The sequence below is a fragment of the Bradyrhizobium sp. WSM4873 genome, assembly GCF_055811355.1.
This window is the reverse complement of sequence record NZ_JBVVPS010000035.1, coordinates 25,156-38,437: the sequence shown is the minus strand read 5'-3', so window position 1 is coordinate 38,437 and position 13,282 is coordinate 25,156. Positions and strand designations below refer to the sequence as shown.

At 58.7% G+C, this 13,282-nt stretch carries 11 protein-coding genes; 10 read left to right on the top strand and 1 reads right to left on the bottom strand.

Annotation, left to right across the window (positions count from 1 at the left end; translation table 11 throughout):
* Positions 1-877 precede the first annotated feature (877 nt).
* Positions 878-1,822, bottom strand: coding sequence for a LysR family transcriptional regulator (locus AC0L21_RS31825; RefSeq protein ID WP_438744241.1), 945 nt, complete (start codon positions 1,820-1,822; stop codon positions 878-880).
* Between the two features lie 477 nt (positions 1,823-2,299).
* Here AC0L21_RS31825 and AC0L21_RS31820 point away from each other — a divergent pair, with 477 nt between their 5' ends.
* The 10 genes from AC0L21_RS31820 to AC0L21_RS31775 all read left to right on the top strand — a co-directional run bounded on the left by AC0L21_RS31820 (position 2,300) and on the right by AC0L21_RS31775 (position 12,775).
* Positions 2,300-2,680 carry a response regulator transcription factor gene (locus AC0L21_RS31820; protein WP_473265652.1) on the top strand — a complete coding sequence of 127 codons (381 nt, stop codon included), beginning with the start codon at positions 2,300-2,302 and terminating at the stop codon, positions 2,678-2,680.
* The gene (locus AC0L21_RS31815; RefSeq protein WP_085348247.1) at positions 2,677-3,309 is read left to right on the top strand and encodes a NodA family N-acyltransferase; all 633 of its coding nucleotides are present in this window, start codon (positions 2,677-2,679) and stop codon (positions 3,307-3,309) included. The genes AC0L21_RS31820 and AC0L21_RS31815 overlap by 4 nt, the downstream gene beginning before the upstream one ends.
* Complete coding sequence (nodB, locus tag AC0L21_RS31810) at positions 3,306-3,965, top strand: chitooligosaccharide deacetylase NodB (RefSeq protein ID WP_438744238.1); 660 nt, start codon at positions 3,306-3,308, stop codon at positions 3,963-3,965. The genes AC0L21_RS31815 and nodB overlap by 4 nt, the downstream gene beginning before the upstream one ends.
* A gap of 14 nt (positions 3,966-3,979) precedes the next feature.
* Entirely contained in the window at positions 3,980-5,338 is a 1,359-nt protein-coding gene (nodC, locus tag AC0L21_RS31805; protein WP_317245128.1) for a chitooligosaccharide synthase NodC, read from the top strand.
* 22 nt (positions 5,339-5,360) lie between these two features.
* Positions 5,361-5,990, top strand: coding sequence for a nodulation methyltransferase NodS (gene nodS, locus AC0L21_RS31800; RefSeq protein ID WP_438744237.1), 630 nt, complete (start codon positions 5,361-5,363; stop codon positions 5,988-5,990).
* 11 nt (positions 5,991-6,001) lie between these two features.
* On the top strand, positions 6,002-7,714 hold the full coding sequence (gene nodU / locus AC0L21_RS31795; protein ID WP_473265651.1) for a nodulation protein NodU: 1,713 nt from the start codon (positions 6,002-6,004) through the stop codon (positions 7,712-7,714).
* 4 nt (positions 7,715-7,718) lie between these two features.
* The gene (gene nodI / locus AC0L21_RS31790) at positions 7,719-8,633 is read left to right on the top strand and encodes a nodulation factor ABC transporter ATP-binding protein NodI (RefSeq protein WP_231189077.1); all 915 of its coding nucleotides are present in this window, start codon (positions 7,719-7,721) and stop codon (positions 8,631-8,633) included.
* A gap of 3 nt (positions 8,634-8,636) precedes the next feature.
* Positions 8,637-9,425 carry an ABC transporter permease gene (locus AC0L21_RS31785; RefSeq protein ID WP_438744235.1) on the top strand — a complete coding sequence of 263 codons (789 nt, stop codon included), beginning with the start codon at positions 8,637-8,639 and terminating at the stop codon, positions 9,423-9,425.
* Positions 9,426-9,622: 197 nt separating this feature from the next.
* Entirely contained in the window at positions 9,623-11,635 is a 2,013-nt protein-coding gene (locus AC0L21_RS31780; protein WP_438744234.1) for a carbamoyltransferase family protein, read from the top strand.
* 120 nt (positions 11,636-11,755) lie between these two features.
* On the top strand, positions 11,756-12,775 hold the full coding sequence (locus AC0L21_RS31775) for a nodulation protein NodZ (RefSeq protein WP_473265650.1): 1,020 nt from the start codon (positions 11,756-11,758) through the stop codon (positions 12,773-12,775).
* Positions 12,776-13,282 lie beyond the last annotated feature (507 nt).

Below are 13,282 nucleotides of genomic sequence, written 5' to 3'. Positions count from 1 at the left end.
GAAAGCTGGAGGAGGAGCAGGCTTGGCGAGTGGGAGCGGCGAGCGCTTACGCGGCCGCACCTTGGCACAGTTGCGGTCCTCTCATCATGAACACTCCTCACCGCAACACGCGCGCAGCCGGATAAGTGCCGCCAGCTGATGTCACTTGATCCGGGTTGATCCTGCGGTCTGCAAGCTTGCAGTTGCACTCGATCACGCGGCATCGCGCGCATCGAGAGGAAGATAAGCACCGTCGAGAGAGGAAGTGTTCCGAATTTCCATTGTGACATTGTGCAAAGACACGCAGTCTTCCCTGCCCATGCGGGTTTGCGCGAGCTGACGGTTGGCTTTGGGGGGGGCCGATCGTGGGCGGCGTTTGCGTTCAGCTTTCATGTTGATTCGACGCGAACGAAGCGCCCCTGCCGGTCATCAGCCATTTGTATCTAGTGGAGCGCTTCGGGACTAACTCCATCGCTGTTGAAGGCAATGAGATGCACCAGTTCAGGCAAACAACGATGCGGGTTCGCTACCAGGTGAAGCGTGCAACCTCGATCGCAGGTGCTGGCCTTGAACCTGACGCAGCGTGCGATTCAAGCGGGTTGGTGCTGAAGCCGAACATTGTTCGCCGGACAGGCCACATATTTTTTGCGTACTCTGAAGCTGGCGCATGCACCTGTGATGCGGTCCCCTCCGAACCAGCGGAAAGTCCTTAGCCGCCAAGCGAGCTGTGTGATGCGCAGGATCGTCACTGCACCGCGAGTCAATCGGCTGCGATCCGACCAAACTACGCTTAACTCCGCTTTTTTTCACTATGCCACACGTCAATCAGAGGACCGAGGGGTTCGGGCCTGGCGTAAGTCCGGTTAGCGGGAGCAGGCCGCAACCGGCCCGAACAGTCCTAGGACGGGCCGTGACAATGGCTGATCTCGGACGGAGAGACCATCGTGGATGCCTGCTGCATGAATATGTTGCGCAACCACATGCTTGCAGGATCAGTATTATGGATGGCGGGCCATTGGACGGCCTCTGTGAATGTGAGAAGTCGCAGCGGAGGTTCGACGACCCTCAGCGGCATCGTGGATGCGAAATGGCTGACCAATCTTGAGGGCATGCTCGCTATACGATTGGTGCCCAATAACATAGGCGGGATCATACCAAAACCCTGCACCGCGACCTCGGTGCGTATCTTGAAACCATGCTCGAGCAAGAGCCATTCGTGGAAGGAGGGCCTCAGGGAGCGCCCGAACTGGGCTTCCACGTGCCCGATCGAGATGTATTTCTCGAACGTGAGACGCGATGCTAGCTGCTTGTTCATGGGGCAGCCCACGCAGACGAAAGTGTCCTCGAACAGAGCCGCCTTCGGATGCGCGCTCGACATGAACATCTGCGGATACATGAGAAAATCGACTTCACCGCGCCGGAGAAGCTCATCAGGTTCCTCTGCGGGCGGCAGCAACTCGAAACTGATTGTTGGTGCTTCCCGCGCGACGCGGTCCACGACCCCTCGAAGAAACACGACGGTCATGAAGTCGGACAGGATGATTCTAAATCGCCGATTCGATTGAGACGGATCGAAGCCGTCTGGAGAAATAATGGAGTGCTGAATGTGAGCGAGAGCCTCGCGAATCGGGGCTGCGAGCGCTTCAGCCCGCGGCGTTGGGACAAGCTTCCGTCCTTTCATGGTGAATAGCTCATCGCGAAAGTAAGTGCGAAGCCGCGCGACGGCGGCACTCATGGCAGGTTGACTGAGATTGATGCTTCTTGCCGCCGTAGTGAGATTGCCTTGCGTCACCAGGGCGTCGAACGCGACGAGGAGATTCAGATCAAGGCCCTTGAAACGCATAATCCGGAGCGATCCACGCTGTGAATGTGTTCTATCGATATAATCGATTTTACCATTTGTACCGAATGAGGATAGCAAACGATAGTTTAGCGAGATGTCAGATCCATCAGAATGGTTAGAAATCGTTGCGCGTCTCAGCCCCGCGCTAGGTATCAATCAAGACGTCTCGATCGTGGGGTCGCAGTTTCGCGCGTGTTGCGCAAGCCATATCGCCGTGAGCTAGCACGATCGGAATCCGCAAAGTTGAGTGGGCGTATACGACGAGCAAACCATCGTATGGCTTCGCCAACCCATTCTATATCCACCGTGTACCGCCGTAGAATTGAGCGAACCCTCAACCTGGCCGTAGATTGCCGTCCGGTCGCACCCCTCCGGTTGCGGGTGCCAAATGTGCCTTGGTCGCATCCGATTGGATTGCGTCCTTGCGACGGTGAAATCGTGCGGAAAATGCAAGCGAAGGCGTCCTTGGGGGATCTGATGAGAGTTGCGCACACGCTCGACGTCATCTGCATTGTGAATGCAGATCAAGCAGTGCGTGAAGATCTGACGGATATGGTGTTTTCCGCAGGTTACGTGCCTGAACCATTCGAGAGCGCAGAGGGGTTCTCGAAATCAGACCGCCGTTCGATCACGTCGTGCTTGATCGCGGACATGCACTCGAGCGCGATGAGTGGCCTCGAGCTCTTCGATCATCTGGTTGCATCCGGAGGCGCGATTCCCACCGTTCTGCTCACAGGCCATTCCGAACACGATGTGAGGCGAGGCCCTGGACTCCAGTTCATGAGCAAGCCTTTCGAAGGTAGCGAACTGCTGGCCTGCGTCAGGAGCCAGATAGCGAACAGGAATGACGCCCTATGAACATGATCGTGCCCGAATCCACCCGAGGTGTTTCGGCGCGCCCTCCAGTCCGTTGGAGGTTGTGCTGGGAGAATGACCTTGAACTTGCTGACCATATTGAATTATCCGACTTCTTCCGGAAGACCTATGGTCCGACCGGGGAATTCAATGCAAAGCCCTTTGAAGGTCATCGAAGCTGGGCCGGCGCAAGGCCTGAAATTCGGGCAATCGGCTACGATGATCGTGGCATTGCGATTCACATCGCGGCACTACGCCGCTTCATAAAAATTGGCCAGACCGATCTGCTCGTGGCTGAACTCGGATTGTACGGGGTTCGCCCGGATCTGGAGGGGCTTGGAATAACCCACTCGATCCGAGTGATGTATCCCGTATTGCGAGATCTTGGCGTGCCGTTCGGCTTTGGCACGGTCCGAGCTGCCCTGCAGAAACATATTACCAGGCTGCTCGGGCGACAGGGATTGGCGACTGTTCTGCCAGGGCTTCGCGTCCGGTCCGCTCGTCCGGACATCTACCTCACTGTGCCTCCGACGCGTGTGGAAGACGTGGTCGGCCTCGTTCTGCCGATTGCGAGACCCATGAGCGAATGGCCGGCGGGTGACACGATCGAACGGAACGGGCCAGAACTGTGAGGTCCACAAACGATGCGACTGAAGCGCGGCGCGACTACGCCGAGGCCGGCGGAGAGCCTTGCGTCTATCTGAGCTTTGATGATGGTCCCAACCCGCTTTGCACGCCGGCTATCCTGGATGTGCTGGCGCAGCATCGGACGCCCGCCACCTTCTGCGTGATCGGTGCATACGCGGCGGGCCAGCCGCAGCTGATCCAGCGCATGATTGCAGAAGGGCACGAGGTCGCAAACCACACAATGACGCACCCGGAATTGGCCAAATGCATGCTGGATGAGGTGGAATACGAGATCCTCACGACGAACAAGGTCATCGGAATGGCCTGCCCCGGAGCCTCTGTGCGGCACATGCGTGCGCCGTACGGAATCTGGAGCAAGGAGGTCTTCGCCGCGTCGGCGAAGGCCGAACTGGCAGCCCTGCACTGGTCAGTCGATCCGCAAGATTGGGCTCGTCCCGGCGTCGAGGCGATTATTGCCGCAGTGTTGGCCTCGGTCAGGCCAGGCGCAATCGTGCTCCTGCACGACGGCTGCCCTCCCGACGAGTTGGGACGCTGCCCTCATGCTGGTCGGCGCGACCAGACCGTGACGGCGCTCGCCCAACTCATTCCAGCACTGCATGACCGTGGATTTGCAATCCGGTCGCTTCCTCAACCTCACTGAATAGATCGATTCCCATGAGCCTGCTTGCCACCATCAGCACCGCTGCTGTTGCCTCCTACGCGTTGCTCTCCAGCGTCCACAAGAGCGCGCAGGCGCTTTATGCGCTGCGAAGCGACGCTCCACTGCCGCCGTACGACCCGGTCGACGCCGATGCTCTGCCTAGCGTCGATGTCATCGTGCCCTGCTTCAACGAGGACCCGCGCACGCTGGCGGCCTGCCTGAAGTCTATCGCAAGTCAGGATTACCCAGGGCGATTGCAGGTCTACGTGGTCGACGACGGCTCTGCAAATGTCGGCGCAGTGGCCGCGGTCCACGCGAGCTACGCGTATGACCCGAGATTCACCATCATTCTGCTGCCAAGCAATGTTGGAAAACGCAAGGCGCAGATCGCAGCGATTCGCCGCTCATTCGGCGATCTCGTGCTTAACGTCGACTCCGACACGGAAATCGACAGCGACGTGGTCAGCAAGCTCGTGCGCAAGATGCAGGATCCAGCCGTCGGCGCGGCCATGGGCCAATTGAAGGCCAGCAACCGAAACGACAGCTGGCTGACCCGATTGATCGACATGGAGTACTGGTTGGCTTGCAACGAGGAGCGCGCCGCGCAGACGCGGTTTGGTGCCGTCATGTGCTGCTGTGGGCCGTGCGCCATGTACCGGCGCTCCGCGCTGCTGTTGCTGCTCGAGCAATACGAGACGCAGTTCTTCCGGGGAAAACCCAGCGACTTCGGTGAGGACCGTCATCTGACCATCCTCATGCTCAAGGCAGGGTTCCGAACGGAGTACGTTCCGGACGCCATCGCCGCCACGGTGGTCCCGGACACGCTCTTGCCGTATCTGCGCCAACAGCTCCGCTGGGCGCGCAGCACCTACCGCGACACCCTGCTCGGTTTGCACCTGCTGCCCGGCCTCGACCGCTACCTCACGCTGGACGTGGTTGGACAGAACCTCGGCCCGCTGCTGCTCGCCATCTCATCGATTGCCGCGCTCGCTCAGCTCGCGCTCACGGGCTCCGTGCCCTGGTGGACCGGTCTGACCATCGTCGCGATGACCATGATTCGATGCAGCGTGGCAGCCCTGCGCGCCGGCGAGCTTCGATTTCTCGGCTTCTCGCTGCACACCCCGATCAACATCTTCCTCCTGCTCCCGATGAAAGCCTATGCGCTCTGTACCTTGAGCAACAGCGATTGGCTCTCGCGCAAAATAGCGAAATCACCAGACGTTGATGAATCGAAGGCCTCGACCGAAGACGCGACAACTGGACCAAGCCTTAACCCCGGATTGGAAATGCCTGGCGCAATTCGCAGGGCAGGTCTTTCGCGCGCTCCATCACAGCTGATCGCGCCGGATGGCATTGCGGCCGAGACTGAGTGAGCAGCTTGTAGGAGATTAGGTCGTGAACGTGCATCAGACATATCAATCGTTGGAACGGGAGCTGTCTAATGAGGATCCGTGGCGGCTCGACGATAATCCGTTCGAACGTGAGCGTCACACCCAATTGCTGCGGCTGTCGCTGTCGAACAGCGCCGTCTCAAATGGCCTCGAAATCGGGTGCGCGGCCGGTGCGTTTACAGAGAAGCTTGCTCCTCACTGCAAACGGCTCACGGTCATCGATGTTATGCCGCGAGCGATCGGTCGAGCGGTCCAGCGGACCAAGAGGTGGTCGCATATCAGCTGGGCGGCGACTGACATTCTGCAGTTCTCGGCCGCAGAGCGGTTCGATCTGATCGTGGTCGCCGAAGTTCTCTATTATCTCGAAGACATGACACAAATGCGTACTGCAGCCGACAACATGGTCAAGATGCTTGCTCCGGGTGGTCATCTGGTCTTCGGATCTGCACGTGATGCGACCTGCAAGCGATGGGGGCATGTCGCTGGCGCCGAGACGGTCATCACGATTTTGACTGAAGCGCTCATTGAGGTCGAACGCGTGCAGTGCCAGGGGCAGTCGGCTGACGAAGACTGCCTTTTGGTCCGCTTTCGGAATCCGGAGCCATCTTCGATCCCACCCAACGGCCAAGGCTGAGAGGAGCCACTATGCGTATCTGCGGTATCAAGTTGACGCATGATGGGGCCGTCGCTCTGATTGAGGACGGGCGAGTGGTGTTCTGCGTCGAGCAGGAGAAGCTGAACAATAATCCGCGTTATCAAACCATCGACAACCTGGATTCCGTTGTTAGCGCCTTGGCGGAGCACGGGCTCGATCCGAGCGATGTCGATCAGTTCGTCATTGATGGTTGGGATGGAGAGTTCGAATCCCAGTTTGAAGTTCTTAGTGGGACGACGACCGTCAAGCTCAAGGGCGCGCCGTATATCGAACGCCAAGGCGATAGCCCCCTCGCATCCCGCGATCGCATCGGCCTTATGCTTGATGGGAAACTGTATCCCTATCAAAGCTATCCGCATGTCACCGGGCACGTAGCATCCGCATACTGCACCAGCTCGTTTGCCAAATCCGCACAATCTGCTTTCTGCTTGGTGTGGGACGGCTGCATGTTTCCGCGCCTCTACTATGTCGAGCCGCACGGGATTCGGTTCATCGAGTGCCTGTTTCCGATGATAGGCCACGCCTATGCGACGGCAGGACATCACTTTGGACCTTACAGGCGGGCGGACCGGACCAGCTGGGATCTCGGCATCGCCGGCAAGCTGATGGCCTATATCGCAATGGGAGCTCCCGACGAGGAGATTATTGCGACGTTTCAGGAGCTTTATCACGCGCACTTTGCCACGGATGCTGAGGGCGCTTGTCATAAGCTTGCACAGATCAACAGCTCACTATCACCACTTGAAGCTCTGCACGACTTCTTCGATGCGTGCGCACTGCGATTGAAGGCCAAGCAGGCCGAAGACATCCTTGCGTCATTTCACGTCTTTCTAGAGCGCCTGCTGGTTCGCACAATTGCTGATGTTGTGCAGCGACATTCGGATCTTGCGGGGGGGCGTAACCTCTGCATAGCCGGCGGCTGTGGCCTGAATATCAAGTGGAATAGTGCATTTCGTGCGACCGGTCTGTTCGACCACGTGTGGGTGCCGCCCTTTCCGAACGACAGCGGCTCAGCGATCGGTGCTGCTTGCTCTGCACTGGCGGCACAGCAAGGCTTTAGAGCTCTGGAATGGACGGTCTACAGTGGACCGGCCGTTCGTCCCAGCGAAGTCCCGCCCGGATGGGACGGCGCGCCCTGCACTATGGGCGAACTTGCGGCAATCCTCGCGAGTGACAAGCCCGTGATCTTCCTTGCCGGGCGTGCCGAGCTCGGACCACGTGCGTTGGGTGGCAGAAGCATTCTCGCGGCTGCGAGCTGGGAGGGAATGAAAGACCATCTCAACGACGTCAAGCTTCGAGAGCATTTCAGGCCGGTAGCGCCGATATGCCTGGAGGATCGTGCGGCGGAGATTTTTAGCCCCGGAATACCCGATCCGTACATGCTGTTCGATCACCAGACGCGACCGGAATGGCGGGACAAAATTCCCGCCGTCGTGCATCTCGATGGATCTGCTCGCCTACAGACGGTTTCCAGAACATCTCAGCATAAAGTGGTCGAGCTTCTCATCGCGTACGAAAAGCTCACAGCCATTCCGCTGCTTTGCAATACCAGCGCCAATCTGCATGGACGCGGCTTTTTCCCGGATGCTGCCGCCGCGTGCCAGTGGGGACGCGTCGATCACGTGTGGTGTGACGGCCTGCTTTGGACGAAAAAGCACGCGACCAAGGACGCGGTGCGAACAACGTCCGTCGCGATCGCGTAAGCAAATGTCAAGCCCGGCAATCGACCTTTTCGAGGTGAGTAAGTCCTACAAGGACCGGACCGTCGTGGACGCTCTTTCGTTTACGGTCTCGCCAGGAGAGTGCTTCGGTCTGCTGGGACCAAACGGCGCGGGTAAAAGCACGCTTGCGCGATTGATCCTCGGTGTTGCATCGCCCGACGCAGGTAAGATCTACGTGCTTGGCGAGCCGGTGCCGGCACGTGCGCCGTTGGCGCGTCGGGGCATCGGGGTTGTCCCACAGTTCGATAACCTCGATCTTCAGCTCACCGTGCGCGAAAACTTGCTCGTATTCGGTCGCTACTTCGGCATGAGCGCGACCGAGGTCAAAGCGGTGACGCCGTCACTGCTCGAATTCGCTCGCTTGGAGAACAAGGCGGACGCGCGCGTCGCCGAACTGTCCGGCGGCATGAAGCGGCGACTGACGCTGGCACGTGCCCTCATTAACGACCCGCAGCTCTTGGTGCTTGACGAGCCGACGACTGGCCTCGATCCGCACGGCCGGCACCTCATCTGGGAACGCTTGCGCTGGCTATTAGCGCGCGGCAAAACGATTCTTCTCACCACCCATTTCATGGAAGAGGCGGAGCGATTGTGCGACCGCCTGTGCGTGCTTGAGCACGGCGGCAAGATCGCCGAAGGGCAGCCTCATGCTCTGATCGAGCAGCAGATCGGGTGTCAGGTGATCGAGATTTACGGTGGTAACCCGCATGAGTTGCTGCCGCTGGTCAGAACCCAAGTGCAGCACGCTGAGGTGAGCGGGGAGACGCTGTTTTGCTATGCCGCGGATCCCGAGCAGGTGCGTCGCCGGCTTGCCAACCGTCCGGATCTCCGTCTTCTGCAGCGACCTCCAAATCTGGAGGATGTCTTCTTGCGGCTAACCGGGCGAGAGATGAAGGACTGAACGATGTGGCAACGTTTTGCGCCCGCGCTCCCTGCTAATCCATGGAACTGGATCGCGGTATGGCGCCGCAACTTTCTGGTCTGGCGGAAAGTCGCTCTGGCATCGATTCTTGGGAATCTGGCCGAGCCGATGAGCTCTCTGTTCGGTCTTGGCTTTGGCCTCGGAATGATCGTAGGTGGCGTTGAGGGAACTTCATACATTGCGTTTCTGGCGGCTGGCATGGTCGCCACAAGCGCAATGGTCTCCTCAACCTTTGAAACCATCTATGGGGCTTACGCTCGCATGCAGACAGGTTGCACGTGGGAGGCGGTGCTCTGTACGCCTCTCACGCTCGGCGACATTGTTCTAGGTGAAGTGGCATGGGCAGCAAGCAAGGCCTTGCTCGCCGGGACCGCGATCACGATTGTTGCCGTCGCGCTGGGGTATGCAGAGTGGTCGTCCATTCCCTATGCGTTACCAGCCATCGCCCTCACTGGCGTTGCTTTCGCGAGCCTCGCAATGGTCGTTTCCGCTCTTGCACCGAGCCACGACTATTTCATCTTCTACCAATCCCTTATCCTCACGCCCATGATGTATTTGAGCGGGGCGATCTTCCCAATCAACCAGCTGCCAGGTTCATTTCAACGCATCGCGGCTTTGTTGCCTCTGACACATTCGGTCGATCTCATTCGTCCAGCAATGCTCGGTCGGCCGGTCGACAGCGTCGGTTTGCATGTGGGCACACTGTGCATCTACGCAGCCATTCCCTTCATCGTCTCAGCTGCGCTGCTTCGGCAACGCCTGATGCGGTGAGAGGAACAAGACCTAAAGCGAAGCGTCGCGCGTGCGAGATCAGACACGGACGTAACGAACTTTCGGTTCGCGGCCGACGCTTATACGAGCCTCGTTTCGTTGGCGATGCCTGCGGCCCCGCGGCGACGTGCAGCCTACTCGCCAAGCAAGCGAGATGAAATAGGCCAACAGGCCTCTCAAAATGAACGGAGAACAAGATGCTGTGTCTAGGATTGAGTGGCGGGCTTGACAGGGTCTATGAAAACCCGCTGCAACTACCGAACACGTTTCTGCACGACGGCGCCGCGGTGCTCGTCAAGGACGGTCGCGTGATCGCCGCCGTTGAAGAGGAGCGCCTCAACCGCATCAAACATTCGAACAAGCTCCCGAGCAGTGCGATTGAATACTGTCTAGCAGCCGCGGGTGTGGAGCTTCGCGACGTCGATCGTATTGCGTTCTACGCGACTGAAGCCTACTGCAATTCGATGCTCGAACGGTTGTTCATCTCACAACCTGAGATCTCAATTCCGCTGGATGCGAATCTCCTGTTGCGGCACCTTCTCGCGGCAGAGTTCGGTACCCAAGTTGACCCTTCGCGGGTGTCATTCGTAGGCCATCATCAGGCCCATGCCGTAAGCGCTTTGGCAATGTCCGGTTTTGAAGAAAGCCTGGTTCTCGCGATCGACGGCTGTGGCGACTTCCTCTCGGGTCTGTTGGCGGTGGGGTCGGGCACCGAAATGACCGAGCTCATGACGTTTCCAGAGACCAACTCTCTCGGACTGTTCTATCTGGAAACGATCCGATACCTCGGCTACGGCCTGTTCGACGAATATAAGGTCATGGGATTGGCTCCTTATGGAGATCCCGCTCGCTATCGCGAGCTTTTCTCCCAATTTTATGAGCTCTCCCCCAACGGTGCCTACCGCGTTCACCTCGACCGTATCGGCCCGGCATTGCTGCGCAATATCGAGGTCCGGCGAAAGGGAATGCCGTTCACGCAACAACACCGAGATGTGAGCGCTTCATTGCAGGAGGCGCTGGAGCGGATCGTCTTTCACATTCTTCGGCATTATCGTGAGCAGACCGGAATGAAACGGTTGTGCCTGGCTGGCGGGGTAGCCCACAACTGCACGCTAAACGGAAAACTGCTGTACTCAGGGCTGTTCGAAGAGATTTTTGTGCAGCCGGCCTCGCATGATGCCGGATGCGCATTGGGTGCGGCGATGATGGTATCGAACGAGGCCGGGCAGGCTCCGCCCCGCGAGCGACTACAGGCGGTTTATTGGGGGCCCGATGTCGGCAGCGACGACAGCATTGAACAGGAACTGAAGGGATGGGCCGGACACCTCGAGATTGAACGGACCGCTGACGTCGCAGCTAGAGCAGCCGAGTGGATCGCTGATGGCGCTGTGATCGGGTGGGTACAGGGCCGGTCCGAGTTCGGCCCTCGTGCGCTCGGCAACCGCAGCATTCTTGCGGACCCCAGGCCCGCGGCAAACAAGGACCGGATCAATGCGATGGTCAAGAAGCGCGAGAGTTATCGACCGTTCGCGCCATCGGTTCTCGAGGAGGATGCGGGCGCGTTCTTTGAATTGCCGGATGGTCGCGCAGAATATCCCTTCATGAATTTCGTCGTGCGCGTGCGCGAATCCATGCGTGCATTGCTGGGCGCGATCACGCATATCGATGGTACGGCTCGGCTGCAAACGGTGTCCCGCACGAGCAATGCCGCCTATTGGGAACTTATCAGCGCGTTCAAAGCTCGAACGGGCGTCCCGATTCTGCTTAATACGTCGTTCAACAACAATGCCGAACCGATCGTAGATTCCGTTGCCGATGCGATTACGGCGTTTTTGTCGACCGAGCTGGATGGCCTTGTGGTCGGGTCATTCCTCATCAAAAAGCGGGCAACAACGCTCGAAAATTGGACCGCACTCGCTGTATCACTGCCGCCCCATGTATCTCTTTACCGGGTTCGCGCTCATGCGGGCCGAGACCGCCAGGAGACAATCTGCGAGATCCGCATGGGTCACTCCAGCCATGACAGCGTACGCGTCTCGCATGACCTATTCGACATGCTGATGCAAATCGAGAAGGAAGCTGTTCTGGCCGATCTTCTCGCCAGGGTCACCTCTGACAGGACCAGGCGCGAAGCTCTCCTGAACGAACTGCGCGGGCTGTGGGATCAGCGTCGTATTCGGCTGCATCCGTCACAGACTGGGCCGTCGTAAAAGGTGCGTAATGTGACACCTCTAGCATGACCTGCCAATCGCAGTGCCGTGCAGGATGAGTTTGCGGGTTGGGTGACTTGCGTCCAGGTGACCAGCGCCCGGCGTAGATCGGCATCGCGGATGAGTTGGTGCGCCACACTCGCGCAACGAGAAGGGTTTGATAACGTGACGAAGGAACGCTTTGTTGTTTCTCGGAGGCGCACCGGCTTTGGTGATTGCCTCTGGTCGTTGGCATCAGCCTGGTCGTACGCGCAGCGGACCGGGCGAACGCTCGTTATTGACTGGCGCGGTTCCTGTTATGTCGACCAACCGTTCAGCAATGCCTTTCCGGTGTTCTTCGAGCCGGTTGAGGAGATCGCTGGCGTGCCGGTGATTTGCGATGACAGGCTCAACCAGCTCTCGCTTCCCGGCCCGTTCTTCCCGCCGTGGTGGAATAGGCCATCGATCGACTGTATCAATCGTCCGGACGAGCAGATCTTCCGAGAACGTGACGAACTGACTGAGCTGTTCCAAGCAGGAGACGATAACGAGGCCAACACCATTGTCTGTGACGCTTGCCTGATGTGGCGTTGTGGTGAGGAAGCCGAACGACTGATCTTCCGAAACATCAAACTCAGGTCTGAGATTCGAGCGCGGATCGAGGACTTGTATGAGCAACACTTTAGCGGCCATAGTATCATCGGCGTTCATGTTCGGCACGGCAATGGCGAAGATATCATGGGGCATGCTCCGTACTGGGCCGATTCGGAGCTCGCTCTTCGTCAGGTCTGCATGGCAATCCGTAAAGCCATGGCTTTGCCATATCCAAAGCCTGTTAAGATCTTCCTGTGCACGGATAGCGCACAGGTGCTCGATCACATATCGGGTCTGTTTCCCGATATCTTCGCCGTACCAAAACGGTTCCAGGCCGATCTGGCAGGGCCGTTGCATAGTGCGGAAATGGGAACTGAAGGTGGAGCTTCCGCGCTCATCGACATGTATCTGCTTGCGCGATGCGCCACCGTGATCCGCTTTCCCCCCACCAGCGCCTTTACGCGCTATGCCCGTCTGCTCGTGCCACGCATTATTGAATTCGATCTGAGCAATCCGGAGCAGTTGATCCTGGTCGATAATCCATACGAGCATTTCGCGGCTTCATGAGGTGCCGCGAATCTGAACCTGAGCAATCGTCGCCTAGATCGTCGGCCTGATACTGGTGGCTTCCACAGCATCGGGTTTCGCAACGTCCGCAGCTGAGGGCTGACCGACGCACTGCCGGGATGCAGTGGTACAGCGAATGCCCGGCGAAGCGTAGGCCAATGCCGGCGAGCTCGGCGGCCTTGTCCCGGGATACGTCGGACCGCGACGTGTAAGTCGACTGGCCGGAGAAAAGGTTAGGGTCCCGGCATCGCCGGGCCGAAACCGCCATCGGTGGCCACGCGGTGAAGAGCACGGTAATGGTGGCCCGGGCCGCCGAGGAATCTGACGTAGCAGACGGTCACGTCAGAATGTCCCAGCAGCAAGGACGCGCGTCAGGTAGACGTATCGCCGTTTCTGCGTTAATCCCTTCGCGGTCAGCTCGTCTTCTGGACGACGGCCTTGTTCATGCGCTGGTTGCGAAATACTTTCGACCGCAGCTGATCAACGGCACGAGCCCCAGCCCATCGA